21 protein-coding genes are annotated in these 26,225 nt (G+C 73.3%); 12 read left to right on the forward strand and 9 right to left on the reverse strand.

The genetic code is table 11. The annotated features are described in order from the left end of the window. Nucleotides 1-134 precede the first annotated feature (134 nt). From ACLQ2R_RS02435 to ACLQ2R_RS02455, 5 genes are all read left to right on the forward strand, one after another. On the forward strand, nt 135-1,388 hold the full coding sequence (locus ACLQ2R_RS02435; RefSeq protein ID WP_425957595.1) for a histidine kinase: 1,254 nt from the start codon (nt 135-137) through the stop codon (nt 1,386-1,388). Next, complete coding sequence (locus tag ACLQ2R_RS02440; RefSeq protein WP_386240066.1) at nt 1,379-2,020, forward strand: response regulator; 642 nt, start codon at nt 1,379-1,381, stop codon at nt 2,018-2,020. The genes ACLQ2R_RS02435 and ACLQ2R_RS02440 overlap by 10 nt, the downstream gene beginning before the upstream one ends. A 6-nt stretch (nt 2,021-2,026) precedes the next feature. Further along, the gene (locus ACLQ2R_RS02445; protein ID WP_425957596.1) at nt 2,027-2,884 is read left to right on the forward strand and encodes a DUF4097 family beta strand repeat-containing protein; all 858 of its coding nucleotides are present in this window, start codon (nt 2,027-2,029) and stop codon (nt 2,882-2,884) included. 109 nt (nt 2,885-2,993) lie between these two features. Then, nucleotides 2,994-3,623 (forward strand): TetR/AcrR family transcriptional regulator, encoded by a 630-nt coding sequence (locus ACLQ2R_RS02450; RefSeq protein ID WP_425957597.1) that lies wholly within the window; start codon nt 2,994-2,996, stop codon nt 3,621-3,623. Nucleotides 3,624-3,996: 373 nt separating this feature from the next. Beyond that, nucleotides 3,997-6,405: a GH1 family beta-glucosidase gene (locus tag ACLQ2R_RS02455; protein ID WP_425957598.1), complete on the forward strand. Its 2,409-nt coding sequence runs from the start codon at nt 3,997-3,999 to the stop codon at nt 6,403-6,405. 206 nt (nt 6,406-6,611) lie between these two features. Here ACLQ2R_RS02455 and ACLQ2R_RS02460 read toward each other — a convergent pair whose 3' ends face one another. Both ACLQ2R_RS02460 and ACLQ2R_RS02465 read right to left on the reverse strand, forming a co-directional pair. After that, nucleotides 6,612-7,121, reverse strand: a complete 510-nt coding sequence (locus tag ACLQ2R_RS02460) for a COG4315 family predicted lipoprotein (protein ID WP_425957599.1) — start codon at nt 7,119-7,121, stop codon at nt 6,612-6,614. Between the two features lie 250 nt (nt 7,122-7,371). Further along, nucleotides 7,372-8,190, reverse strand: a complete 819-nt coding sequence (locus ACLQ2R_RS02465; protein ID WP_425957600.1) for a winged helix-turn-helix transcriptional regulator — start codon at nt 8,188-8,190, stop codon at nt 7,372-7,374. Nucleotides 8,191-8,295: 105 nt separating this feature from the next. Here ACLQ2R_RS02465 and ACLQ2R_RS02470 point away from each other — a divergent pair, with 105 nt between their 5' ends. After that, nucleotides 8,296-9,837 carry an MFS transporter gene (locus tag ACLQ2R_RS02470; RefSeq protein WP_425957601.1) on the forward strand — a complete coding sequence of 514 codons (1,542 nt, stop codon included), beginning with the start codon at nt 8,296-8,298 and terminating at the stop codon, nt 9,835-9,837. A gap of 139 nt (nt 9,838-9,976) precedes the next feature. Here the strand turns inward: ACLQ2R_RS02470 and ACLQ2R_RS02475 are convergent, their stop codons facing one another. Both ACLQ2R_RS02475 and ACLQ2R_RS02480 read right to left on the reverse strand, forming a co-directional pair. Continuing rightward, complete coding sequence (locus ACLQ2R_RS02475; protein WP_425957602.1) at nt 9,977-10,552, reverse strand: dihydrofolate reductase family protein; 576 nt, start codon at nt 10,550-10,552, stop codon at nt 9,977-9,979. A gap of 154 nt (nt 10,553-10,706) precedes the next feature. Then, nucleotides 10,707-11,303, reverse strand: a complete 597-nt coding sequence (locus tag ACLQ2R_RS02480; protein ID WP_425957603.1) for an NADPH-dependent FMN reductase — start codon at nt 11,301-11,303, stop codon at nt 10,707-10,709. 140 nt (nt 11,304-11,443) lie between these two features. Between ACLQ2R_RS02480 and ACLQ2R_RS02485 the strand changes: the two genes are divergently transcribed. Next, on the forward strand, nt 11,444-14,866 hold the full coding sequence (locus ACLQ2R_RS02485) for a BTAD domain-containing putative transcriptional regulator (RefSeq protein ID WP_425957604.1): 3,423 nt from the start codon (nt 11,444-11,446) through the stop codon (nt 14,864-14,866). A gap of 186 nt (nt 14,867-15,052) precedes the next feature. Here ACLQ2R_RS02485 and ACLQ2R_RS02490 read toward each other — a convergent pair whose 3' ends face one another. Further along, complete coding sequence (locus tag ACLQ2R_RS02490) at nt 15,053-15,406, reverse strand: winged helix-turn-helix transcriptional regulator (protein WP_425957605.1); 354 nt, start codon at nt 15,404-15,406, stop codon at nt 15,053-15,055. Between the two features lie 166 nt (nt 15,407-15,572). Here ACLQ2R_RS02490 and ACLQ2R_RS02495 point away from each other — a divergent pair, with 166 nt between their 5' ends. Then, nucleotides 15,573-16,505: an NAD(P)-dependent oxidoreductase gene (locus ACLQ2R_RS02495; RefSeq protein ID WP_425957606.1), complete on the forward strand. Its 933-nt coding sequence runs from the start codon at nt 15,573-15,575 to the stop codon at nt 16,503-16,505. A gap of 39 nt (nt 16,506-16,544) precedes the next feature. Here the strand turns inward: ACLQ2R_RS02495 and ACLQ2R_RS02500 are convergent, their stop codons facing one another. Next, nucleotides 16,545-17,018: a hypothetical protein gene (locus ACLQ2R_RS02500; RefSeq protein ID WP_425957607.1), complete on the reverse strand. Its 474-nt coding sequence runs from the start codon at nt 17,016-17,018 to the stop codon at nt 16,545-16,547. 510 nt (nt 17,019-17,528) lie between these two features. On the opposite strand from ACLQ2R_RS02500, the gene ACLQ2R_RS02505 reads away from it, so the two are divergent. Next, nucleotides 17,529-19,970, forward strand: coding sequence for an SNF2-related protein (locus ACLQ2R_RS02505; RefSeq protein WP_425957608.1), 2,442 nt, complete (start codon nt 17,529-17,531; stop codon nt 19,968-19,970). A 13-nt stretch (nt 19,971-19,983) separates the two neighbouring features. Here the strand turns inward: ACLQ2R_RS02505 and ACLQ2R_RS02510 are convergent, their stop codons facing one another. The 3 genes from ACLQ2R_RS02510 to ACLQ2R_RS02520 all read right to left on the reverse strand — a co-directional run bounded on the left by ACLQ2R_RS02510 (nt 19,984) and on the right by ACLQ2R_RS02520 (nt 24,166). Beyond that, nucleotides 19,984-20,805 (reverse strand): alpha/beta fold hydrolase, encoded by an 822-nt coding sequence (locus ACLQ2R_RS02510; protein WP_425957609.1) that lies wholly within the window; start codon nt 20,803-20,805, stop codon nt 19,984-19,986. A gap of 102 nt (nt 20,806-20,907) precedes the next feature. Further along, nucleotides 20,908-22,083, reverse strand: coding sequence for an acyltransferase family protein (locus ACLQ2R_RS02515; RefSeq protein WP_425957610.1), 1,176 nt, complete (start codon nt 22,081-22,083; stop codon nt 20,908-20,910). 1,186 nt (nt 22,084-23,269) lie between these two features. Further along, nucleotides 23,270-24,166 (reverse strand): alpha/beta fold hydrolase, encoded by an 897-nt coding sequence (locus tag ACLQ2R_RS02520; RefSeq protein ID WP_425957611.1) that lies wholly within the window; start codon nt 24,164-24,166, stop codon nt 23,270-23,272. A gap of 84 nt (nt 24,167-24,250) precedes the next feature. Between ACLQ2R_RS02520 and ACLQ2R_RS02525 the strand changes: the two genes are divergently transcribed. The 3 genes from ACLQ2R_RS02525 (at nt 24,251) to ACLQ2R_RS02535 (ending at nt 26,186) form a co-directional block, all read left to right on the forward strand. After that, nucleotides 24,251-24,793 carry a CGNR zinc finger domain-containing protein gene (locus ACLQ2R_RS02525; RefSeq protein ID WP_425957612.1) on the forward strand — a complete coding sequence of 181 codons (543 nt, stop codon included), beginning with the start codon at nt 24,251-24,253 and terminating at the stop codon, nt 24,791-24,793. An 11-nt stretch (nt 24,794-24,804) separates the two neighbouring features. Continuing rightward, nucleotides 24,805-25,437 carry a GNAT family N-acetyltransferase gene (locus ACLQ2R_RS02530; RefSeq protein ID WP_425957613.1) on the forward strand — a complete coding sequence of 211 codons (633 nt, stop codon included), beginning with the start codon at nt 24,805-24,807 and terminating at the stop codon, nt 25,435-25,437. A 176-nt stretch (nt 25,438-25,613) separates the two neighbouring features. Continuing rightward, nucleotides 25,614-26,186, forward strand: a complete 573-nt coding sequence (locus ACLQ2R_RS02535) for a TetR/AcrR family transcriptional regulator (protein WP_425957614.1) — start codon at nt 25,614-25,616, stop codon at nt 26,184-26,186. Nucleotides 26,187-26,225 lie beyond the last annotated feature (39 nt).

Below are 26,225 nucleotides of genomic sequence, written 5' to 3' on the forward strand. Positions count from 1 at the left end.
TCGTCACGCGGGTCGTGACCGTCGACCGTGATCCGTGGCGCTCCGGCACGCGCGGGGACGGTGGGGCCTGCCTCACCTTTTTCCCGGGCCTCTCGCCCATGTGCCCGGAACGCCGAGATCCTTACGGTGGTGTCATGACCACCGTCGAGATGCCCGCCGTCGAGCTGCCCACTCCCTGGACGAGGATCAGCGCTCACTGGTCGGCGCGGACCTGGCTGCGTACCGCCCACCTGGTCTCGGGGGTGCCGCTGGCCCTGGCGGGTGTCACGGTGCTCTCGGCCCTGGTGGCGGCCGCGGTGCTGCTGGTGTGGACCGTGGTCGTGCCGGTGGCGGCGCTGCTGCTGTTCTTCGTGGTCGTGCGGCTGCTCACCCGGGTACAGCGGTCCCGGTTCGCCGCCTTCCTCGACGTCGGCATCGCGCCGGTCCCGTGCCGCCCGCTGAGCAGGAACCCGCTGCGGCGGCTGCTGCAGGAGACGCGGACCTGGAGCACCTGGCGCCGGATCGGGTACCACCTGCTGACCGCGCTGATCAACGGCGTCGGCGCCCTGTCCGTCGTCGGGGCGTGGTCGGGCGCCCTGGTCACGGCCGTTCTCGCCGTGCGGCACTGGGCGCTGGCGGAGACCTGGGAGAGCGTGGCGTACGTCTTCCTCTCCGGGATCCTGTTCGTCGCCGCGCCGTGGGTGGCGCGCGGGTTCACCACGCTGGACGTGATCGCCGCCGAGGCCCTGCTCGGCCCCAGCCTCAGCGACCAGCTCGTGCTGCGGGTGGAGACGCTGCGGGAGAGCCGCGCCGGGGTGGTGGACGCGGCCGACGCCGAACGCCGTCGCATCGAGCGCGACCTGCACGACGGCACCCAGCAGCGGCTGGTGTCGCTGGCGATGAACCTGGGGATGGCCCGCGCCACCCTCACCGACCTGCCGGAGCCCGCCCGCGAGGTGATCGTGCGGGCGCACGAGGAGGCCAAGCTGGCCCTGCGGGAGCTGCGCGACGTCGTCCGCGGGCTGCACCCGGCGGTGCTGGACGAGCAGGGCCTGGACGCGGCGCTGTCCGGTCTCGCCGCGCGGGCCCCCTTCCCGGTGAGGGTGCGGGCCGACCTGGCCGGGCGGGTCGCCCCCACGATCGAGGCGGTGGCCTTCTTCGTCGTCTCCGAGGCGCTGACCAACATCGCCAAGCACGCGCGGGCGTCCGGCGCCGAGGTCGTCGTCGGCAGCGACGGCGACCGCCTCCACCTGTCCGTGCACGACGACGGCGTCGGCGGGGCGGATCCGGACCTGGGGACCGGCCTGCGCGGACTGGCGGGGCGGGTGGCGTCGGTGGACGGCATCCTGGACGTCCACAGCCCGCCGGGCGGGCCGACGACGATCAGAGTGGAGCTGCCGTGCGTGTAGTGCTCGCCGAGGACTCCGTGTTGCTGCGCGAGGGACTGGTCCGCCTGCTCGGCTCGGCGGGCATCGAGGTGGTGGCCTCCGTGGCCGACGCCGACGGGCTGCTCCGCGCGGTGGACGAGCACGACCCCGACCTCGTCGTGACCGACGTGCGGATGCCGCCCTCGCACACCGACGAGGGGCTGCGCGCCGCGCTCGTGCTGCGCCGGCAGCGGCCCGCGCTGGCGATCCTCGTGCTCTCCCAGTACGTCGAGGAGCGCTACGCCACCCGGCTGCTGTCCACCGCGACCGGGGGGATCGGCTACCTGCTGAAGGACCGGGTGGCCGATGTCGAGGAGTTCCTCGACGCGGTACGCCGGATCGCCGCGGGCGGCACCGCCCTGGACCCCGAGGTGGTCGCCCAGTTGCTGCTGCGGGGGCGCAGCGACCCGCTGGACCGGCTGACCCGCAGGGAGTACGAGGTGCTGTCGCTCATCGCGGAGGGCCGGTCCAACACCGGGATCGCCGAGGCCCTGGTGGTCTCCGAGAGCGCGGTGGGAAAGCACATCAACAACATCTTCGCCAAGCTCGACCTCTCCGGCGCCGACAAGGACCACCGCCGGGTACTCGCCGTCCTGCGCTTCCTCAAGGTCTGAGAGAACATGCCGACACGAAACACCGTCCGGATCCTCTGGCTCGCCCTGGGCGGGGCGCTCACCGCGCTCGCCGTGGCCTTCACCACGCTGGCGGCGCTGGCGGAGATCAACGAGCCCGGCCGGATCGTCGAGACCACCTCCAGGTCCCACGCGCTCACCTCGCCGAAGGTCGTGGTGCGGGCCACGGGTCCCGTCGATCTCTCGATCGTCGCCGGTCGCGAGAGCCGGCTGGACGTCAGGCGCGAGCTCCTGTGGACGAGGAACCGGCCCGTGGTCACCGAGCGGTGGGACGGCCGGACGCTCACCGTCGACTCCCGCTGCCCCGGCGAGACCGGCGCCACCCCCGCCACCCCCGACGACACCCGTGACACCCGCGGCACCCGCGGCACCCGCGGCACCCGCGACCCTGCCTGCCGGACGCACTACGTCCTGACCCTGCCCGCGACCACCGGCGTCGAGGCGGCGAACGGTGACGGGACCGTGTCGGCGACCGGCCTCCGGGGCGACCTGCGCCTCGCGGCCGACGCCGGTGACGTGATCGTGAACGGCTCACCGCGCACGTTGCGGGTGAGGGTGCACAGGGGCGACGTGATCGGCAACGACCTGAGGTCCGCCGAATCCGACGTCGAGACCGGCTACGGAGACGTCATCCTGGGGTTCACGGCCGCACCCGCCGGCGTCAGGGCGGTGGTGAGGACGGCCGGGAACATCGAGATCAGGGTTCCGGACGAGGCCGGCGGGAGGGGGTACGACGTGCGGACCGACTCCGGCGACGCGACCGTCGAGGTACGGCTCGACCCCTCGGCGCCGCGCCGGATCACCGCCCTGACCCTGACGGGCGAACTGCGGATCCTGCCCTCCTGACCCGCGGCCCGCCGGTTCGTCGGGGGCGAGGTATTGCGAACACAGGTTTGACCGCGTCGAGACCAACGCTCGGCCGCCCGCGCACGTACCGGGGACTTGAATCGGAGGTATGACTCCCCACGAGGACCCGCGGGGCCAGGCGGTCATCACCACCGCGATGCGGCTCTTCTCCGCGCTCGGCTACGACGGCACCTCGCTCCAGGCGATGGCCGAGGCCACCGGCGAGGACCCGGCGTGGATCCAGGAGCGGTTCGGTGAGAAGCGCGACCTCTACCTCGCCGTCGTCGACCACGCCAGCCGGGCGGAACGGGCCGTCGTGGAGGGCGCGCTCGCCGCGCTCCCCGGGACCGACGCCAGGGGGACCGCCGCCGCCCTGTACGGACTGTCCGAGAGCTACCTGGACTTCTGCGTCGCCAATCCGCAGATCCCCGCGCTGTGGATCCACCGCTGGCTGGGTGACGCCGCGGACATCCCCGAGGTGGAGCGGACCCACTCGATCCCGCTCATGAGCCTCACCGCCGACGCGATCCGCTCGGCCGCGAGAGCCGGTTTCGTCGACGGCGAGGTGGACGAGGACCTGCTGGTGCGGACGCTGGTCTGGAGCGTGTACGGGTTCCTGCACGGCGAGATGATCGCCGAGGCGGGCGAATCGGTCTCCGCCGACCCGCAGACGCGGCGGCGTTTCCTGGCCCATCACCGCCAGTTGCTCGACCGCGTGCTGAGACTTCCCGGCGCCTGAGACTCCGGCGCGGTCCGGATGCCCGAAGCCGCTCGGATACCCGGAGCCGTCGAGACACGCGAAGCCGTCCGGTGGAGCCCTGGGTCCTCCGGTGGCACCCGAGTCAGCCCGGAGCCCCTCGGACGCGCGAAGCCGTCCGGTGGCGCCCTGGGTCGTCCGGTGGCGTCCTATCCCTTTTGTCGGTGTGATCGGTTACTGTGTCGCCGATCACGGACGCGGGAAGCGCGGCGACGCCGGCTCCGGCGGTCCTCTCGACACCCGGGACACCCGCGCCCATGATGACGGTGAGGTGCCTCACCGTCCGGGACGATGGCGACCCGCCACCGCCCCGCGCATCTCGGCAGTCGCGAGAGCCGACGGGGGTTTTCGGAGCATGACCGCAACGACCGTCTCGCCCCGGGGCGAGACCCTGGCCTTTCCCCCCGGTTTCGTCTGGGGCGCGGCCACCGCCGCGTACCAGATCGAGGGCGCGGCACACGTGGACGGGCGCGGCACGTCCGTCTGGGACACCTTCTCCCACACGCCGGGCAGGATCGCCGACGGCCACACCGGGGACGTCGCGTGCGACCACTACCACCGCCACGCCGACGACGTCCGCCTCATGGCGGACCTGGGCCTGAGGGCCTACCGGTTCTCCGTCGCCTGGCCCCGGATCCAGCCGGCGGGGTCCGGCCCGGTCAACGCCGGAGGGCTGGACTTCTACGACCGGCTGGTGGACGAGCTGCTGGCGGCCGACATCGCGCCGTACGCGACCCTCTACCACTGGGATCTCCCCCAGACGCTGGAGGATCTCGGCGGGTGGACCGCCCGCGACACGGCCTACCGTTTCGCCGACTACGCGCGGATCGTGCACGACCGGCTCGGTGACCGGGTCGGGACGTGGATGACGGTCAACGAGCCGTGGGTGAACGCCGTGCTGGGATACGGCATCGGCGTGCACGCGCCGGGCCGCGCCTCGTCCGAGGAGGCGTTCCGCGCCTCCCACCACCTCCTGCTCGCCCACGGGCTGAGCGCCCGGGTGCTGCGCGAGGGCGGCGCCCGCGAGATCGCCCTCACCCTGAACCTGGCGCCCGTCCTCACGCCCGGCCGGCTGACCGACCCGGACCTTCCCCTGTCCGCCGAGGACGCCGAGGCCGTGAACCGGGTCGACTGCCTGATCAACCGCCAGTTCCTCGACCCCGCCCTGCGCGGGGAGTACCCCCGCCCGGTGCTGGAGATCATGGACAGGACCGGCGGCCTGGACCACATCCGCGACGGCGACCTCGAGACGATCAACCAGCCCGTCGACCTGCTGGGGATCAACTACTACACGCCCTGCGTCGTACGCTCCGAGCCGGGCGAGCCGGCCAACGCCGCCTACCCGGGGACCGAGGACATCCGCTTCAGCGGGGCCCACGCCCCGACGACCGCGATGGGCTGGGCGATCGTGCCCACCGGCCTCACCCAGGTGCTCACCCGGCTCTCGCGCGACTACCCCGAGGTCGGCCTGCTGGTCACCGAGAACGGCGCCGCGTTCGACGACGTGGTGAACGGCGACCGCGTGCACGACACCGACAGGACCGCCTTCTTCGAGGGTCACCTGCGGGCCGCGCACGCCGCGATCGAGGCCGGGGCGGACCTGCGCGGCTTCCTGGTCTGGTCGCTGCTGGACAACTTCGAGTGGGCCGAGGGCTACCGCAAGCGCTTCGGGATCGTGCACGTCGACTTCGAGACGCAGCGTCGGCTGCCCAAGGACAGCGCGCTGTGGTACCGCGAGGTGATCCGCCACAACGGGCTGCACCGCGAACGCGCCAGACGGCCCACCCTGGAGGCCGTCGCCGCCCGCGCCGGGGTGTCCAGGTCCACGGTCTCCAGGGTGATCAACGGTGAGGGCACGGTCAGCGACGAGTTCCGCGCGATCGTCATGAACGCCGTCGACGAGCTGGGGTACGTCCCCAACTCGGCGGCGCGCAGCCTGGTGACGCGGCGCACCGACTCGATCGCGCTGGTCGTCTCCGACCCGGCCGCCGCGGCGGGCGCCGACGACGTGGCGTTCTCGGCGACCGTCCGCTCGGTCACCCGGGAGCTGGAGGAGGCGGGCAAGCGGGTCACCCTGATGCTCGCCGACTCGGCGGACGGCCGCCTGCGGGTGGAGCGCCACGCCGCCTCCGGATACGTGGACGGGGTGGTGCTCGTGTCCGGCCACGCCGCCGACCCGCTCCAGGCCGAGCTGGCCCGCACGGGCGTTCCCTTCGTCGTCCTGGGCAGGCCGGTGGCGGCGCACACCCCGTACACCGGCGTCGACGACGTGGGCGGGGCCGCGGCGGCGGTGGCGCACCTGCTGGTGCGGGGACGGCGGCGGATCGCCGCCATCGCCGGGCCGCCGGACTGCATGGCCTCGCGGGCACGGCTGGAGGGGTACCGGGAGGCGCTGCGCGACACCGGGCACCGGTCGATCATCGCCGTCGGCGATCTCACCATCGCCTCGGGCGCGGACGCGATGCGCCAGCTCCTGCGGGACGACCCTGCGCTCGACGCGGTGTTCGTGGCCGGTGACGCGATGGCGATCGGGGCCCTGCGGGCGCTGGCCGAATCCGGGCGGCGGGTGCCCGAGGACGTCGCGGTCGCGGGTTTCGGCGACATCGCGGCCGCCTCCCACACGGTGCCCGCGCTCACCACGGTGCGCGTCCCGGGGACGGAGCAGGGCCGGACCGCGGTACGTCTCCTCCTGCGCCGCCTCGACGGCGGCCCCGCCTCGTCGGCGATCCTGCCCACGGAGCTGATCGTCCGCGAGTCCACCTGACCCCGAGGTCAAGGGGTCTCCACGGGGACAGGGGAAGGGTCCGCCGCGGTGACGACGGACCCTTCACGCTTCACGCCCCGGGTGTACGGGCCTCCGCCGGGCGGGATCACTCCTGTCCCTACCCGGCGGGCCGGGACGCGACTCCCGCCGGGCCGGATCGGCCGGTGACGACGGACCGGATCAGCCGGTGACGTCGGCGGGGCGGCTCAGTCGTCGACCTTCTTCCCGTCGGCCCTCAGCGCGTACCAGTCGTCGCCGAAACCCTCGTCGTCGTGCCCCTTGACCTCCGCGGCCGCGGTGTCCCTGGCGAAGTAGTAGAGCGGGTGGCCCGCGTAGGTCACCTGTGTCGTGCCGTCGTCCCGGGCGGTGGTGGCGAGCAGGTCCGCCTTCACCCCCTTGCCGGCCTGCGGCTCGCCGTCCGTGACGTACGGCGGCCAGGCCCGCGCGCAGGCGTCCGAGCACGACGACTTGCCGTTCCTGTCCTTCTCGAAGGCGTAGAGCGTGCGGCCCCCCTCCCCGGCCAGGACCCTGCCGATCCGCGTCTCGCGCAGCTCGACCCTGGCCTTGGTGGCCGCCGAGGGGTCCGCGGGCGAGGTGGGTGACGCCTTGATCTGGTCCGCGACCAACGGTTCGGTCGTGCTCCCGTCGTCGGCGGCGCCGCATCCGGCCGTGAACACGCAGAGCGCGAGCACGCCGGTACGAAGCAACTTCCTCATCTCCGACCCTCCAGGTGAGCGGTGACATTACCGCTGTCCAGCAGACACGCTGCGGCGTCGGCGGGCGGCCAGGACACGGAACCCTTGGACAGGCCTTTGCCCTCTTTTGCGGGACCGCTCCCGCCCCCGGCTCCGCAGGAGGACCGGGCTCTCCGGGGAAGCCGGGTTCGCGGGAGGGGCGGGCTCGCGGAAGTGCTGGGCTCGCGGGAAGGAACCGGCTCGTGGAAAGAGCCGGCCGGGAGGGGTGGGCTCAGCCGGTGGGACGGGAGGCGGCGCGGGAACGGTGGCGGTGTGCCTTCTGGCGGCATGCCGTGCCGCAGAACCGCGCGGGACGGCCCGTGCGCGCCTCACGGAGCGGGGCACCGCACATCTCGCACCCCGGGGGATCGCCCCCGTCGACGCCTTCCTCACGAGGTGCCGTCGATTCCTCACGCGGCGACGACACGGCCGGAGTTTCGTTACGGTTGGCGACCACGACACGGTGTTTCGTCGCACCACCGAGTCCTGCCGCGCTGCCAGGTTTCGTCGCCTCGCCGGGTTTCGTCTTGCCGTTGACTTCCGTCGCACCGCCGGATTCCGTCGCGTCGCCGGGTTTCGTCGCGTCGCCGGGTTGCGCCACGACCCGCGGGTCCGGTCCGGCCGGCGCGGTCTCCCGGTGGGTGTCGTAGCCCGCGCGGGCCGCGGCGATCTCGTTCTGGTGCCGTTCGGTCCAGGTGACGAGCGACTGGATCGTGTCGTGCAGGGTCATGCCGAGGGGGGTGAGCTCGTAGTCGACCCTCGGTGGCACGACGGGGTGCACGGTGCGGCGCACCAGGCCGTCCCGCTCCAGGTGGCGCAGGGTGACGGTGAGCATGCGCTGGCTGACGCCGTCGATCTCGCGGCTCAGCTCGGTGAACCGCAGGGAGCGCCGGTCGAGGAGCGCGATGACGAGCAGCGACCACTTGTCCGCCACGCGGTCCAGGATCTGGCGGACCTCGCAGTCCTCCCGGGTGTCCCACTGGCGCGCGTCGACGTAGGCGTCGCCGGTGTCCGCGCAGCGACTCGGTGACTTCGAAGTGCCTTCTTCCATGCCTGTCGATGCTGCCTCAGGATGCGATTACTTACAAGAGGGAACCGGCCGCCACGGGGAAACGGCGGCGGTCTTCGCGGTTCCCCGTCCCCAAGGAGTCGTCCCGTGTCCACATCGTCGTCCTCACCACCCTCCCTGACACCCTCTCCGGCGCCCGCCGATCGTCCCGGCCGCGCCGACCGTATGGGCGGGCGTGCCTGGGGCGTGTTGTTCGTGCTGTGCGGCGCGATCTTCCTGGAGGGGATCGACGTGGCGATGCTGAACGTCGCCCTGCCCGCGATCCGCTCCGACCTGGGGCTGAGCACCGGCTCGCTGAGCTGGGTGATGAGCTCCTACGTGCTCGGGTACGGCGGTTTCATGCTGCTGGGCGGCCGGGCCGCCGACCTGCTCGGCCGGCGGCGGATGTTCGTGCTCTGGCTCGGCGTGTTCGTCGTCTTCTCCGGGCTGGGCGGTTTCGCGACCGAGGAGTGGATGCTCGTCGTCGCGCGTTTCGTGACGGGGGTGGCCTCCGCGTTCATGGCGCCCGCCGGTCTCTCCATCATCACCACCGGCTTCACCGAGGGCCCCCGGCGCAACCGTGCCCTCCTGGTCTACGCGGGGACGGCGTCGGCCGGCTTCTCCGTCGGCCTGGTCGTCGGCGGCCTGTTGGCCGCGATCGACTGGCGGTGGGTGTTCTTCGCGCCGGTGATCATGGCCTCCCTGATCCTCGCCGCCGCCCTCGTCCTGATCCCGGACGACGGACGCACGGACGGCGAACGCACGGACGACGGACGCACGGACGACGGACGCCCGCGCGGCTCCGTCCGGGGCTTCGACCTGGCCGGTACGGTCACCGTGACCTGCGCGATGCTCGCGCTCGTGTTCGGGGTCGTCCGGCTGGAGGCACCGGCCACCGGGTGGGGCTGGACGGCCGGCGCGTTCGCCGCCGGGTTCGCGCTGCTCGCGGTCTTCCCCGCGATCGAGCGGCGCTCGGCGGCGCCCCTGGTGCGCCTGGGTCTCCTGCGCTCGGGTCCCCTGGTGCGGGCCAACCTGGGATTCCTGCTGTTCTCGGGGTCGTTCTTCGGATTCCAGTTCCTCGTCGTCCTCTACCTGCAGGAACTGCGCGGGTGGTCGTCGTTGCAGGCGGCCCTGGCCCTGCTGGTCATCGGCATCGACGCCGTGCTCGCGCCGACCCTCACCCCCTGGCTGGTGAACCGCTTCGGCAATGTCCGGGTGATCCTGTGCGGGCTCTGCCTGGCGGCCGTGGCCTACCTGCTGTTCCTGCCGGTCGGCCTCGACTGGACCTACGCGGCGATGTTCCCCACCATGGTCATCCTCGGCCTGGCCTTCTCGCTGGCGTACGGGCCGTTCACCATCGCCGGGACCGACGGGGTGGGCGAGGAGGAGCAGGGGATCGCCGGTGGCCTGCTGTACACCTCGTTCCAGTTCGGCGCGGCGCTCGGCCTGGCGGCGGCGACCGCCGTGTACGTCGCCGCCACCGGGCCGGCCGGATCACCGGAGGCCGCGCTCGGCGGTTTCCGCACGGCCCTGCTCGTCCCGGTCGCGATGGCGGTCGCCGGGGTGGCCGTCATCGCCTCGGGCCTGCGCGGGCGCGCCGGAACGGTCACCGGGTCCCGTCCCGGGAGCCCCGCCACCGGGACCCGGTAGGCGGGTCCCGGTGGGCGGGGCGGGCCCGTCGACGGGTGATCACCGTCCGGCCGCTCGTCGCCGGGTGCCGGTCGCCGGCCGCCCGTCCCCGGTCGCTCGTCCCGGTGACGGGCACCCGGCGCCGAGCCCCGGGCACCCGTCACCCGGCGTCCGGCCCCGTCGTCCGCGCCACGGCCCGGTAGGAGAGGACGACCACGCCGCTGCCGAACGTCGTCGTCCCGGCGAGCTCGAAGGGGAACCTGCCGGTCTTCTTGAACATCAGGTCCCCGGGGTCGCCGTCGCCCACGACGATCGGGTGCACCCAGAGGCGGAGTTCGTCGAGGAGGCCGTGCTCCAGCAGGGTGAGCGCGACCGGCCCGTAGCCGTACATCAGGATGTCCTGGCCGGGCTGCCGCTTGAGCGCGGTCATCTCCTCGACGAGGTCGCCCGCGATGACGGTCGAGTTGTTCCACCCGGCCTTCTCCAGGGTGCGGGAGGCGACGTACTTGGGCAGGGAGTTCATCCGGTCGGCGAAGCCGTCCTCGTCGGTCATGGCGGGCCAGGCCCCGGCGAAGCCCTCGTAGGTGAGCCGGCCCATCAGCAGGGCGTCGCTGGCGAAGAGCTGCTCGCGGGCGAACCGGCCCGCGTCCTCGTCGAAGTAGGGCATGGCCCAGCCACCGGGGTCGCCGATGTAGCCGTCGAGGGACACGTAGGTCGAAGAAATGATCTTTCGCATGGGGATCTCCGTGGATTCTCGTGTTCGAGGGGACGTTCGTGAGGGGTGGTGCCGTGGTCGTGCGTCGGCCCGCACCGGCCCTTACAGGCCCGGATCGCTTATGGTTCCGTGCTCGTTCGTGTTGATTTGTACCGACTCGTGCCGTTGGAGCGGGTCAGCAGGGGTAGGGATGCCCGGCTCTGGCGTCGCGCAGCGCGCGGGCCCACCAGGTCAGCTGGTCCAGCGTGGTCGTGGCGGCGGCGTCGTACTCCGTGCCCGCCCGGGGCCAGCCGCCGTCGGCGGCGAACTGCTCCCAGGAGCGGGGCAGCGTCACCCCCGCGTGGACGGCCACCGCGTGCACCTCGCCGAAGACCTGGCGGAGCTGCGCGGCGGCGAACAGGCCACCGGAGTCGTTGCCGTAGGAGACGAACGCCACCGGCTTGGCCTGCCACTCCCGGTAGAACCAGTCGACGGCGCTCTTCAGCGGGGCCGGGAAGCTCCGGTTGTACTCGGGGGTCACCACCACGAACGCGTCGGCACCGGCCAGGCGCGGCGCCAGGGCGGCCACCGGGGCGGGAGGCGGCTCGTCCTGGTCCGTGAGCGTCTGCGGAAGCGCGACCTCGGCCAGATCGATCAGGTCGATCTCCAGCTCCGCCCGCCTGCGCGCCCGCGCCACGAACCATTCCGCCACCGTGGGCCCGAACCGGCCGACGCGGGTGCTGCCGACGATCACCGCCACCCGCAACCGGTCTTCGTTCTGCCTTTCGGACATCTGCCACCTCCCTCGTTCTCGTGTCCGGCTGATGGGTCCAACCATGCCGGAGGGTGTTTACGACATGTTTACGGCCGGCCTCCGGCGGGCTTACGGCACTCTCCCGGGTCGCGTACCGGCCGGTCCCGTATGGTGCGTTCATGCGTTTCGGGGTGCTGGGTCCGCTGGCGGTGTGGACGGCGGACGGCACGCCCGTGACCGTCCCCGGCGTGAAGGTCCGCACCCTTCTCGCCGTCCTGCTCGTCCACGAGGGACGTCCGGTCCCGGCCGACCGGCTGATCGACGACCTGTGGGGCGAGAGCCCGCCCGGCAACCCGGCAGGGGCGCTGTCGGCCAAGGTCTCGCAGTTGCGCCGGGTCCTGGAGGACGCCGAGCCCGGTGCCCGGGAGACGGTCGTGTCGCCCCCGCCGGGGTACGTGCTGCGCGCCGGCGCCGACGCCGTGGACGCCCACCGGTTCCGGTCCCTGGCCGACGAGGCCGACAAGGCCGGCCGGGCCGGTGATCCGCGGTCGCGCGCGGCGCTGCTCACCGGCGCCCTCGCCCTGTGGCGCGGCCCCGCGCTGGCCGACTTCGCCGACGAGCCGTTCGCCCGGTCCGTGATCACCCTCCTGAACGAGCGGTGGCTCACCGCCTGCGAGGACCTCGCCGAGACGCGCCTGGTCCTCGGCGAGCACCACGGCGTCGTCGCCGAGCTGGGCGAGCTGGTCGGCCGGTACCCGCTGCGGGAGAGGCTGCGCGCCGCGTACATGACCGCCCTGTACCGGTCCGGGCGGCAGAGCGAGGCGCTCGACGGCTACGAGGAGCTGCGCGCCCACCTGGCCGACGAGCTCGGCCTGGATCCGGGCGCCGATCTGGTGGCCCTGCACCGGGCGATCCTCGTCCGGGACCCGGCGCTCGACCCGCCCGCCGCGCCCCGGGACCCGATGGCCGGGCCCGCCACGAACCTGCCCGCGCCGCTCGGCCCGCTGATCGGCAGGGACGAGGCCACGGCCGGGATCGGCGACCTGCTGCGCACCGATCGCCTGGTCACCCTCACCGGTCCCGGCGGGGTGGGCAAGACCCGCCTCGCCGTCGAGGTCGCGCGGCTGCGGGCCGGCGACTTCCCCGACGGGGTGTGGCTGGTCGAACTGGCCGCGCTCGGCCGTCCGGGCTCGGGGGACGCCGCGGGCCCGAAGGACGGCGTGGACTCGACGGCCGGCGAGGTCATGCGGGTGCTGGGCGTCCGCGACACCGCCTCCGCCGGGGGAACGCCACCGGACCACCTGGCCGGCGCGCTGCGTCCCCGGCGGCTGCTGCTGGTGCTGGACAACTGCGAGCACCTCGTCGACCCCGTCGCGGAACTGGTGGAGGTCCTGCTGCGCGCCGCCCCCGGCCTGCGCGTCCTGGCCACCAGCCAGGAACCCCTCGCGCTGACCGGCGAGGTGGTCTGGAACGTCCCGCCGCTGGAGACGCCCGCCGCCGCCACCGACCCGGCCTCGCTGGAACGGCTCGGTTCGGTACGGCTCTTCGTCGCCCGTGCCCGCGCGGCGGACCGCGGGTTCACCCTCGACGCCGCCACCGCCCCGGCGGTCGCCACGCTCTGCCGCCGCCTCGACGGCATCCCGCTGGCCCTGGAGCTGGCCGCGACCAGGGTTCGCTCGCTGGGCGTCACCGGCCTTGCCGAACGCCTGGACGACCGTTTCCGGCTGCTGGCCACCGGGCACCGCGGCGCCCCGCCCCGTCAGCGGACCCTCCAGGCGATGATCGACTGGAGCTGGGACCTGCTGGGCGATCCCGAACGGCTGGTCCTGCGCCGGTTGGCCGTACACGCCGACGGGTGCTCCCTGGACGGCGCCGAGGCCGTCTGCGGCGCGGACGACCTCCCCGAGGCGGACGTGGCCGACCCGCTGGCGCGCCTGGTGGACCGCTCGCTCGTGACCGTCGTGCACGGCGCCGACGGCCCCCGCTACCGCCTGCTGGAGTCGGTGTCCGCCTACTGCCTGCTGCGCCTGCGCGAGGCGGGCGAGACCGCGCGGCTGCGGGAGCGCCACCGGCGCCACTACACCGCCCTCGCCGAGCACGCCGCGCCCCGGCTGTACGGGCACGACCAGCAGCGGTGGCTTCGCCGCCTGGACGCCGAGAACGCCAACCTCCAGGTGGCCCTCGACGGTGCGGTCGCCGCCGGGGACGCCGAGCAGGCCCTGCGGCTGGTGAACGCGCTGGCCTGGTACTGGTTCCTGCGCGGCCGGACCGGCGAGGCGGAACGGTCCCTGGCCGCGGCACTGGCCGTCCCCGCCCTTCCCCCAGGGACACCCACCGTTTCCCCAGGGACACCCACCGCCCCCGCGGGGGCACCCAGCGTCCCCGCGGGGGCACCCAGCGTCCCCGCGGGGGAGACGCCCGTCGCCCTCGGGAAGACGTCCGCGCGTCCCGACGCGACGTCTGCCGACACGCCCGCGGGCCGTGCCGCCGCGCTCCGTCCCCGCGTCCTGGTCTGGCAGGCGGGCATCGCCCTGTTGCGCGGCCGGACCACCGACCGCGCCGCCGCCATGCGGCTGTACGAGGACGTCGGCGACCCGGCCGAGCGTGCCCGGGCCCAGTGGTTCCTGGCCTTCTGCGGGATGGGAGCGGGTGACCTCGCGCTCTGCGAGGACCTCCTCGACCGGGCGCTGACGGCCTTCGACGCCCTCGGCGACCGGTGGGGGACGGCCGCGACCCTGGTCGCCCGGGCCCAGTACGCGCACGTGCGGGGTGACCTGGCCGCCCTGGAGCGCGACAGCGAGCGGGGGGCGGAGCTCTTCGACGAGCTGGGCGACCGCTGGGGCCGGTTGCAGGCGACCGAGTGGCTCGGCGGGCTGGCGGAGATGACCGGCGACCACGAGCGGGCCGAACGGCTGCAGGACGAGGGGTTGCGCATGGCCGAGGAGCTGGAGCTCTGGCCCGAGGTGGCCGGCCGGCTGGCCTGGCTGGGCTGGATCGCCCTGCAGCGCGGCGACCACGCCCGTGCCCGTACCTGCGGCGAGCGGGCGGCGCGGCTGGCCGCCGAGCAGTGCCACCGGAGCACGCAGATCTTCGCCGAGACGGTGCTCGGGTACGCCGCCCGCAAGGAGGGCAGGTTCGACGCCGCGACGACGCACCTGCGCACCGTGCTGGCGTGGACCCCCCGGCGGGACGACGGGACCGACCACGCCATGCACGAGCCGATGATCCTGGCCGAGCTGGGGTTCGTGGCCGAGCAGCTCGGCGACGCCGAGGCCGCGCGAGCCCTGCATCTGGAAGGACTCACCGTGGCGCGCGGGCTCGACGCCTCCCGGGACGTGACGCGGGCCCTGGAGGGCCTGGCCGGCGCGCTCTCCCTGGCCGGGTCCCACGACCGGGCCGCCCGGCTGCTGGGGGCGGCCGCCGCGGCCCGCCGGTCCACGGCCATGCCGCCGGCACCCGCCGAACAGGACGACGTGGACCGGATCACCGACCGGGTACGTGACGCGCTGGGCGAGGACGGCCTCGCGGCCGGGCTGGAACGCGGCGGCGGCCTCGCCCCCGGCGAGATCGAGTCCCTCGCCGGCCCGCCGGTCGTCACCTGACCCCGCCCGCGAACTCCGCCCGTTCAGGTCCCGCCAGATCAGATCCGGTCCTGGCGTCAGATACCGCCAGACCGGCCCCGGTCCGGCTCCACCCGACCAGGTTCCGGCCGGTCAGGTTCCGGCCGGTCAGGTTCCGGCCGGTCAGGTTCCGACCGGTCAGGTTCCGACCGGTCAGGTTCCGACCGGTCAGGCGCCGGCCGGGCTCTCGGGCCGGGGAAGGGCCTCGATGGTCTCCATGTTCCGCTCGCCCCACTCGCCCAGCGGGAGCAGGGCCTCGTTGAGCGAGTGACCGAACCCGGTCAGCGAGTACTCCACCTTCGGCGGGACCTGGTGGTACACCTCGCGGTGCACCAGGCCGTAGGACTCCATCTCGCGCAGTTGCTGGATCAGCATCTTCTCGCTGATGCCCGAGACCGACCGCCTGAGCTCCCCGAACCGGAGGGGCCCGTGGTGGAGCGCCCACAGGATCAGCGCCTTCCACTTGCCGCCCACCACGTCGACCGCGGCGTCGAGCCCGCACGAGTACGTCCGCTTCTTCATCCCGCCCGCCTTCCTCACATACCAAAAGGTAAGTACCAGACAAAATAGTAGGTACTTGAGGAAACTCCAGCGTGACCCCAGCATCGTGACCGTACCGGCCGGGTCACGAGGGATGGGCCCGGGTCCGGACGCCCACCCGCCGACGTCGAACGAACCGGGGATCACATTGACCACCGACAACCGCCCGCCCGTGACGGTCATCGGCCTGGGCGCCATGGGAAGCGCGCTGGCCACGGCCTTCCTGGACGACGGCCGTCCCACGACCGTGTGGAACCGCACGGCCGCCAGGAGCGACGAGCTCGCCGCGCGGGGGGCCGCCGTCGCCGCCACCGTCGCCGAGGCGATCGCCGCGAGCCCGCTCGTGGTCGTCTGCGTGCTCGACCACCACTCCGTGCACACCGTCCTCGACGCCGCCCTGGACGTTCCCGGCTCCGACTCCGGAGCCGGAGCCGGTGTCCTGGCCGGCCGGTCGGTGGTGAACCTCACCAACGGCACGCCCGCCCAGGCCCGCGAGACGGCCCTGCGGGTCACCGGGCACGGCGGGGAGTACCTGGACGGCGGCATCATGGCGGTGCCCGCGATGATCGGGACCCCCGGATCGCTCGTCCTCTACAGCGGGTCGCGGGAGTCCTTCCACGCCCACGAGCGCGCCTTCGAGGCGCTGGGCACCGCGATGTACCTGGGCCCCGACCCCGGCCGGGCCCCGCTGTACGACGTCGCGCTGCTGAGCGCGATGTACGGGATGTTCGGCGGGTTCTTCCACGCCGTCGCCCTGGCCGGGTCGGAAGGGGTCCCGGCGGCGGAGTTCACCCCCCTGGTGGTCTCGTGGCTCGGCGCCATGACGACCTCCCTCCCCGGGATGGCGAAGGCGATCGACTCCGGCGACCACTCCGGCAGCGGCTCGAACCTTCGGATGCAGGCGGTGGGCTTCGTCAACCTGCTGGACGCCGGCAGGGACCAGGGGGTCAGCAACGAACTGGTGGAACCCATGCGGGCGCTGCTGGACCGGGGGGTCGCCGCGGGCCGGGGCGACGGCGGCGTCTCCGGCGTGGCCGACCTGCTGCGTACCGGTCCCGCCGGGGACGCGCGGGCCCGGTGACCGGCTCCCGGGGAGCCGGCCTCGTCGTTCGTCGCCGCCTTAGAAGGCGTCGCCCCAGCGGCCGCAGTCGTCGAACTTGTTGTCGCCCTCGCAGACCCGGATCTTGAAGTCGTCGAAGCCGTTGCTCTTCTTGAAGCCGCCGAACCGGTCGAGGTGCGAGCGGCCGAAGGTGCTGAAGACCTTGGTGTGGGAGCCGAAGCGGTCGTGCCACTTGAACCACACGTAGCTGCGGTCGCGGTCACGGTCGCGGTCGAACAGGTCGCCGTAGAACCAGTAGCGGCCGCTGTCCTTGGTCCAGTACCCCTTGAAGTACGAGCGCCTGCCGAAGCCCTCGCCCTTGCCGAAGCCGGAGTGGTAGGGGCCGAAGAAGTGCTTGCCGGAGGCCTGGGTCTCCTGGACGGCGGTGGCCGTGGCCGGGGCGGCGGAGGCGCTCGCCGCGGGGGCGGTGGCCACGGCGGCGGCCAGCGAACCGGCGAGGGCGGCTCCGGCGAGAAGGGTGCGCATCGTGCTCATCGTCATGCTCCTGTGCGGTGGAGGTGTTGCCGTTCGGACACCTCGAACACTAGGAAGATCCGGCGAACCCTTCTGCGCAGGAATACACACATCTGACCGAACGTGCCCTATTACCCGTTCGGCGGTTCCACGGGACGGGGACGGCCGCCGCCTCACCCGTTCCGTGAGCCCTGACCCGGTGAGCTCCGGCCCGGCGAGTCCCGCCCGGTGGGTCATGCCCCCGCGACGTCCGTGCCGGTGAGGTCCCGGCGCCGCGCTCCCTTCGCCCGCTCGGGCATGTCTCCTCCTCGCGGACCGGTCGCCTGGGCGCGCGCGCGCCGAGTCTGCCAGGGGGCACCGACAGCGCCTGCCAGGAAGGCCGATACCCAAAGGACGAAATACCTATAAACGGTCTGCCGATGGGCAAATGCTGTGGCGGCGTCTCCGTGCCCCGCCGGGCCGGTCGTTGACAACCCGCCCGGCCGTTGGCCACGGTGAAGCCTGCGATCCGGCCGCGACGGAGGGGAGAGGGTGCGCGTGGGCGAGAGCGGGCGTAAGGACGCGGCACCCGCGCCCCGCAGGACACCGGCGTCCCGGAAACCGCCCGCGCCCCGCAGGGCGCCCGAGGCGCGCAAGACCCCCGCCAAAGCGGGGTACGCGGGCCGGGAGACGCCCTCCCCCGCCGGCCGGGAGACGTCCCGGGGGACCTCCCCGGCGGGACGGGCACCGGCGGCCGGGCAGGGAGGACCGCCGTGGCAGCCGTCCGGACCGGGCGAGACGCCCTCGCCGCGTCAGGCCAGGGCCCTCTTCCTGCGGGCGGACCGCCTGCTGGCGCACGCGCGGGCCCTGCTCGCCGACGACGCGCGGGCCCACGCCGACGTCCGGCACGCGCTGTCCGCGCTCCGTTCCCGCCTGGCCCGCGCGGAGCTGGGCTCCATCCCGCTGACGCGCCTGAAGGACGTCACCGGCGGGCGGCTGCGGCTGGGCACCTTCGAGCAGGCCGGGTACACGACGGTCCTCGACATCCTGGACAGCACGCCGTACGCGCTCCAGCTCCTTCCCGGGATCGGGGCGCGGACCGCGGGGCAGGTGCACGCCGCCGCCGGGCAGATCGCCCGGGCCGCGGAGGAGACGGTCACGCTGCGGATCGACGTCGAGGCCCAGGACCGGGAGACCACGGCCCTGCTGGTCGCCATGAACCGGCTGGTGACCGCCGGTCCCGACCTGCCGCGCGCCCGCGCCGCCGCCGGCCGGGTCGACGAGAGCCTCTCCTCGCTGCTCCCCGCCGCGCAACCGGCCGGCGGGCGGCTGCGGATGCTGCTCGCGGGCCGCAGGGGACGCGACCGGGCCCGCGAGGCCGTCGCGCGGATCGCGGAGGTGCTCGCGGAGGCGAACGCGTCCGAGCTGTCGCTGCTGTTCGACCAGGCCTCGGTGGACCTGCTCCGCCCGCCGGTCTCCGACATTGAGGCGTGGGTCGACTTCGAGATCCGCGCGTCCGAGTACTACAACCTGCTCGCCGAGCTCGCCGCCCTCAAACCCGACCGCGTCGCCTCCGAGGGCTTCCTGCCCGACGACGTCTCGGCGCGGGTCAAGGCCCAGGACCTCGACGACACCCACCGCCGGGTGTCGCTGCGCGGCTACCAGTCGTTCGGAGCCCGTTTCGCCCTCGCCCAGCGCCGGGTGATCCTGGGGGACGAGATGGGTCTCGGCAAGACCATCGAGGCCATCGCCGCGTTCGCGCACCTCAAGGCGGAGGGCGAGCGGCACTTCCTGGTCGCCTGCCCGGCCAGCGTCCTGCTCAACTGGGTACGCGAGATCGAGGCGCGCAGCACGCTCGGCGCGCACCCGCTGCACGGTCCCGGCAGGGACGCGGCGCTGACCGGCTGGATCGGCGCCGGCGACGTCGCGGTGACCACGCTGGACACGCTGCACCGCCTGGAGATCCCCGCCGACCTCAGGGTCGGGATGCTCGTGGTCGACGAGGCGCACTACGTCAAGAACCCGGAGACCCGCCGGTCCAAGGCCGTCGCCGCGTGGTGCGGCCGCAGCGACCGGGTGCTCTTCCTGACCGGGACGCCGATGGAGAACCGCGTCGAGGAGTTCCGCAACCTCGTCGGCCTGCTGCGGCCCGACCTGGTCCCCTCCATCAGGGGCAGCGACGCGGCGGCGGGCGCGCGGGCCTTCCGCAGGGCCGTGGCCCCGGTCTACCTGCGCCGCAACCAGGAGGACGTGCTGACCGAGCTGCCCGACCTCGTCCACGTGGACGAGTGGGAGGAGTTCAGCCCGGCGGACCTGGCCGCCTACCGCAGGGCGGTGGCCGGGGGGAACTTCATGGCGATGCGCCGTGCCGCCTACGCCGTGCCGCGGACGTCGGCCAAGCTGCACCGGCTGCTGGAACTGGTGGACGAGGCCGCGGGCAACGACCTCAAGGTCGTGGTCTTCTCCTACTTCCGCGACGTCGTCGCCGCCGTCCAGGACGCCCTCGGCGGCCGGGCGCACGGGCCGATCTCCGGTGACGTGAGCGCCGTGGACCGCCAGCGGATCGTCGACGAGTTCACCGCCGCCCCCGGCCACGCCGTCCTGCTCGGCCAGATCCAGGCGGGCGGGGTCGGCGTCAACCTGCAGGCCGCGTCCGTCGTGATCATCTGTGAGCCGCAGGTCAAGCCGACCATGGAGAGCCAGGCCGTGGCCAGGGCGCACCGCATGGGTCAGGTCCGCAAGGTCCAGGTGCACCGCCTGCTGACGGCCGACAGCGTCGACCAGCGCATGCTCGACATCCTCCGCGGCAAGGCCGGGCTCTTCGACGTGTACGCCCGCCGCAGCGACCTGGCCGAGTCCACCCCCGACGCGATCGACATCTCCGACCAGGCCCTGGCCCGCCACATCGTCGAGGAGGAGCAGCGGCGCCTCGCCCTCGGCCCGGCGGGCGAGGCGGCGGGCGGCCCGGCCGCGCGGGATCCGCTCAGGAGATGACTCGGGAGGTGACTCAGGAGGTGACGAAGGCCAGCAGGTCGGCGTCGAACTCGTCCTTGTGGGCGCCGACCAGGCCGTGCGGACCGCCCGGGTAGACCTTCAGGGTGGCGTCCCTGACGATCTCCGCCGACTTCAGGCCGGCGGCGCCGATGGGCACGATCTGGTCGTCGTCGCCGTGCCCGATGAACGTCGGGACGTCGAAGCGCCTGAGGTCCTCGGTGAAGTCGGTCTCGGAGAACTGCTTGACGCAGTCGTACGCGCCCTTGAGGCCGACCTGCATGCTCCACATCCAGAAGGCGTCGCGCGCGCCCTGGGACACCTGCGCGCCGGGCCGGTTGAAGCCGTAGAAGGACATGCTGAGGTCCCGGTAGAACTGCGAGCGGTCGGCGACGATCCCCGCGCGGATGTCGTCGAAGACGTCGATCGGCAGGCCGTCGGGGTTGGCGTCCGTCCTGACCATGATCGGCGGCACCGCGCTCAGCAGGACGGCCTTGGACACGCGGGAGGTGCCGTGCCGTCCGATGTAGCGGGCCACCTCGCCGCCGCCGGTGGAGTGACCGACCAGGATCGCGTCCCGCAGGTCGAGGGTCTCGATGAGCGTGGCGAGGTCGTCGGCGTAGGTGTCCATGTCGTTGCCGTGCCAGGGCTGCGAGGAGCGGCCGTGCCCGCGGCGGTCGTGGGCGACGGCACGGAAGCCGTTCTCCGCGACCAGCATCATCTGGTCGTCCCAGGTGTCGGCGTTGAGCGGCCAGCCGTGACTGAAGACGACCGGCCGGCCGCTTCCCCACTCCTTGTAGAAGATCTCGGTGCCGTCGTCGACGGTGATGAAGCTCATGGTGCCTACCTCGGAACGCTGGACGGACCGGACATGCTCCGAACGCTAGGCAACGGACGGGCTCCGGCAATCGGCCAGATGACCGCATAGGGCGAAATTCAATTACATACTTACCGGCTTTTGACCTGGGCCCGGTTCCGGGTCCCGCTCCCGGCTTCGTTCCGGGACCTCCCGCCGGGCCAGGCGTCTGCCCAGGCGCTGCGCGGGGGCCTCGATCACGCCGTGGGTCACGTAGCAGAACGGCACCAGGACGAGGAAGAACATCACGAGGTTGGGGCTCACCCGGAGCAGCAGCGGGTGGAGCAGGTAGAGGGAGAAGCTGATCACTCCGAGGTGGGCGAGCGGGCGGGGGAACCGCCGGTGCCGCAGCAGGAACGCGCCCCCGAAGAAGGCCACGGCCAGCACGATCGCCGGCGCCCAGCCCGGGTCGTCCCTGGCGAGGAACCCGCAGGCCGTCACCACCGCGACGGCGGCCACGGCGGTGCGCCACCGGATCGTCCCCTGTTCCGCGCGGTACACGGCGGTGCCGGCGAACATCAGGGCCAGGATCGTCACCCCCTGCCACGGGCCGATCCGGCTGCCCAGGACCACCAGGGCCAGGCCGAGGACGCCACCGGTCACCGCGGCGGCCGTACGCGCCGCGCCGCGAGCCCCGGCCGACACCACGACGGCCGTGACGACCGCGACGGCGAGGAGCCCGGCGACCACATCGGCACGGCCGCTGATGACCGGGCCCGTCATCAGCACCCCCAGGGGTACGGCCGCCACCGCCAGTACGGTCGCGACGGCGGCCGACCGGTGCGCCTGCCCGGTGGTGAACAGGGCGACCGCCATCAGGTAGAACGCCATCTCGTAGGAGAGCGTCCACATCACGTCGATGACGGCGGGCACGCCGAGCAGTTCCTGCAGCATCGTCACGTTCGCGAGCACGACGAGCGACGGAGGACGCGTCCCCAGACCGGGATTGAGGGCGACCGCACCGGTGTACGCGAACAGGAGCGCCACACCGAACGCGACGAGCAGCAGGGGGAGCAACCGGAAGGCCCGCCCGATCCAGAAGACCCGCAGGTCACCGCGCCGCTCCAGGGAGGCGGGGATGATGTAGCCGCTGACCAGGAAGAACACGAAGACACCCCAGGTGCCGACGTCGACCCTGCTGTCCACCTGGGCCCAGAGGTCCGGGATGAAGGCCCAGCCGGAGTGGTGCAGCGCGACGGCCAGGGCGGCGGGTCCGCGCAGGGCGTCCAGCCAGGCCAGCCGAGAGGAGGTCGGGGGCATTTGCCCGACTTTAGGCGATCCGCCGCGTGCCCGGCCTTGAATCCCTCCCCGATCCCTCCCCGGCTCCGCTCCGGCTCCGCTCCGGCCCCGTCCCCGCTCGTCCCCGCTCGTCCCCGCTCGTCCCTGCTCGTCCCCGTCCGGCCCCGTAGACCACCCCGCCACTCACCCGCACCGGTGACGCACCTTTTCCTCGATGCCAGACATATCCGCCTGTGTCTGTAGATCGACGGCAGCTCCCGACGGCCTTTCGGCAAGCCATCCACCCTGCTGAGAGTCCTTTTGCCGTCAGCAGGAACGGCCGGTGCGAGCATCGCCGGAGAGCCAGAACTGATCATGATAACTGGGGGAAAAATGCTCCGAAAACTGATCCCGGCCCTGATCGTGGTCGCGGCCGCCGGGTCACCGGCCACCGTGACCGCGGCGTGGGCGGAGGGAACGTCGGCGGTGCGGGCGGGTGGCGCCGGTTCGGCCGGGCAGGGGACCGGTACGTGCAGTCCCGGATCACCGTGCGCGCTGGTCAACTGCGGTCCTGGCCGTGTCTGCGTGCCCTCGCCCAAGCAGTGCATCACCACGCCGTGCCCGCAGTACGACTGCGTGCCGGTCTCGTCGCCGGGACGCTGGCCTTCCCACCCGTCGGGGTACCCCCATCCGGGGTGGCGTCCGCCGTACCCGAGCCAGTGGCGTCCCCCGTACCCGGGGTGGCGTCCGCCGTATCCGAGCCAGTGGCGACCGCCGTACCCGGGGTGGCGTCCGCCGTATCCGAGCCAGTGGCGGCCCCCGTACCCGGCACCGCGGCCCCCGTACCCGGCACCGCGTCCGCCGTACCCGGGCCAGTGGCAGCCTCCGCACCCGGCACCGCAGCCTCCGTACCCGGGACCGCGTCCGCCGTACCCCGGCCCCGTGCCGCGGCCTCACTACGTGGGGCAGTAGGCCGATGACGGACCGCCCCGGGAGCGCTCCTCGCGGCAGGGCCCGCTCCCCGATCGGGACGGGTGCCGCGCGGGTCGCGTCCGGGTCGGATCCGTCGTCCTCCCCGGGAGGCCCGCCCGCGCCGGGAGCCGGGCGTCCCCGGCCCCCGTACGGACGCGGGAGGCCGGGTCGTCAGGGGGCGGCGGGCGTACGGGACGGAGGCCGGGCGTACGGGACGGAGGCCGGGCGTACGGGACGCGGGAGGCCGGGCGGGTCGTCAGGGGGCGGCGGTGAGGCGCTCGGCGACGCGGTCCGCGAAGTCCGCGATGAGCGGCGCGATCTCGGGGAGGTTCTCCTCAAGGGCGAAGTGGCCGGTCTCGAAGAGGTGGAGCCTCGCGTCCGGCAGGTCGCGCAGATAGGCACGGGCACCCGCCTCGGTGAAGAACAGGTCTCTGCGGCCCCACACGACGAGGGTGGGCGGCCGGTGCTCGCGCAGCCAGCGCTGCCACTCGGGGTAGCGGGCGAGGTTCGAGTGGTAGTCCAGCGCCAGGTCGGCCTGCGCGTCCCCGCGTCCGGGAAGGTCCAGGAAGTGCTGGTCCAGCGTCCAGCCGTCCGGGGCGACGCGCTCCGCGTCGGAGGTGCCCTCCTCGTACTGGGCGCGGGTGACCTCCAGGTCGAACAGCCGCCGGACGTTCTCCTCGGCCCCGGGGACGCCGGGCCGGTTGGCGATCGTCTCCCGGGCCAGGTCCGACAGGCCGTCCTCGTAGGCGTTGGCGTTCTGCACGATCAGCCCGGCGATCCGCCCGGGACGCCGGGTGGCCAGCCGGAAGCCGACCGGTCCCCCGAAGTCGAAGGTGTACATCACGAACCTGTCGAGCCCCAGTGCCGACACGAACCCCTCCAGGACGTCGGCCAGCCGGTCGAAGGAGTAGGTGAAGCCCTCGGGCACCTCGGTGTACCCGAAGCCCGGCAGGTCCGGGGCGATCAACCGGTACCGGTGGCCGAGGGCGTCCATCAGCCGCCGGAACTGGTGCGAGGCCGACGGGAAGCCGTGCAGCAGGAGCAGCACTGGCGCCCCCGGCGTCCCGGGCGTCTCGGGCGGGCCGGCCTGCCGGTAGAAGACGCGGACCCCGTCGACGTCCAGGAAGCGGTGGGTCACGGAGGGAACGATCATTCACATGCCTTTCAAGGGTAATGAGGCATTAGTTATAACCGCACTCGTTCTAATGCGTCAATCGTCGGATGTAGCATTAGCAGCATGATCCTGGTCGGTGAGCCGCTCGCGCTCGACCTGCTCAACACCCGGTGGCGTGACGGTGACCTGCTGGAGTCCGGCGCCCTGTTCCGCGACTGGCTGGCCGCCCAGCGGGACCGCCTGACCGCGCCGGTGACCGAGGTCGACCTCGACGCGGTACGGCGGCTGCGCCAGGCCGTCCAGGAGTGCGTCGAGCACGCCCGCGCGGGCGGGACACCCCCGGCCGCGGCGCTGCGCGCGCTCAACGAGGCACTGCGGCGCGCGCCCGCCCGCCGCGAGCTGGTCTGGCCGGACGTTCTCGTCAGACGCGGTGGCGACGTCACCGAGAGGTTGCTCGCCGAGCTCGCCGAGGCCGCCGTCGACCTGCTCACCGGTCCCGATCTCGGCAGGGTCCGCGGCTGCGCGGGGCCGGAGTGCACCCTGCTCTTCCTTCCGGCCCACCCCGGCCGCCGCTGGTGCTCACCCGCCCTGTGCGGCAACCGGGTACGCGTCGCCCGCTACTACCGGCGTCACAACGCCTCCGCGCCCACCTCACGACCGGAGTGAAAGGAACGGACATGCGCCTGCTGCCCTTCGACGAGGCCCATGCGGCCACGGTCGCCGGCTGGCCCGCCTCACCGAGCGAGGTCGAGATGTGGTGCGCGCGGAAGGAGTTCCCGCTGCCGCCGGGGGTCGTCACCGGCTGGCAGGGGGAGCCGGACGTCCGCTCCCACCTGCTCTTCGACGATCTCCCCGGCGACTTCACGCACGGCCTCCCCGGTGACCTCACCGACGGCCTCTCCCGTGATCCGTCCGGTGGTCTCGCCGGCGTCCCGTCCGGTGACGTCTCCGGTGGACTCCCCGCCGCGGGCCCGATCGGCTACGGGGAGCTCTGGCTGGACATCGAGGAGAACGAGGTCGAGCTCGCCCGGATCATCGTGGCACCCGGCGCCCGGGGCAGGGGCGTCGGCCGGGAGCTGGTGCGGGCGCTGACCCGCCAGGCCGGGGAGACGGGTCTGGCGGACGTCTTCATGCGGGTCCACCCGGACAACGACCGCGCCCTGCGCTGCTACCGGGGGGCCGGCTTCCTGCCGGTCGACCCCGCCCTGGCCGCGACGTGGAACCTTCCCCAGCCGATCGACTACGTGTGGCTGCGGTACGCCGGGCCGGCCGACGAACATTCCGGAGGGGATGACAGGATCACCTCGTGACGGATATCGATCGTCCTCCACGGCGGGTCTCGGTGAGCCTTCGCCGCACGTCTCCGTGACGGCTTCACCGCAGGTCCTCCCGGGAACGGACAGGACCCGGGAGCGGCCGGCCCCGCCGCGACGGAGGAGTTCGGCATAGCCACGACAGCTCCGCTAGCCGCGCTAGAATCGCCGTCATGTCGATCAGGGCCCGCAGGGAACGCGAGCGAGCGGAGCGGGAGCGGCTGATCGTCACCGCCGCGCGGGAGCTGGCCGAGTCGCAGGGGTGGGACGCGGTGACCACGCGACGGCTGGCCGACAGGATCGAGTACAGCCAGCCGGTCCTCTACAGCCACTTCGCGGGCAAGGACGCCATCATGGCGGCGGTCGCGGCCGAGGGCTTCACCGATCTCGCCGCCGAGTTGCGCACGGCCCGCGCGTCCGCGGCCGACCCGCGACGGGCCGTCGCCGACGTCGCCGCGACGTACTGCGCGTTCACCGAACGCCGATCCGCCCTGTACGACGCGATGTTCGCCCACCGCGCCGGTTCGTCGTTCTCCGGCCCCGACGCGCAGTCCCCCGCGCGGGAGGTCTTCGCCGAGCTGTGCGAGACCCTGCGACCGCACGCGGGAGACGACGATCCGGAGACGTTCGCCGAGACCTTCTGGAGCGGGCTGCACGGGCTCCTCGCACTCGTGCGCTCCGGCAGGCTCGGACCCGAGGAGCACAAGCGACGGCTGGAACTGCTGGTCGGCCGCTTCTCCCGCTGACCCGCCCCCGGCCGCCACGCCGGCCCCCTCGCGAGGAAC

It is taken from the genome of Streptosporangium sp. DT93, assembly GCF_049844535.1.
Taxonomy (GTDB): Bacteria; Actinomycetota; Actinomycetes; order Streptosporangiales; family Streptosporangiaceae; genus Streptosporangium.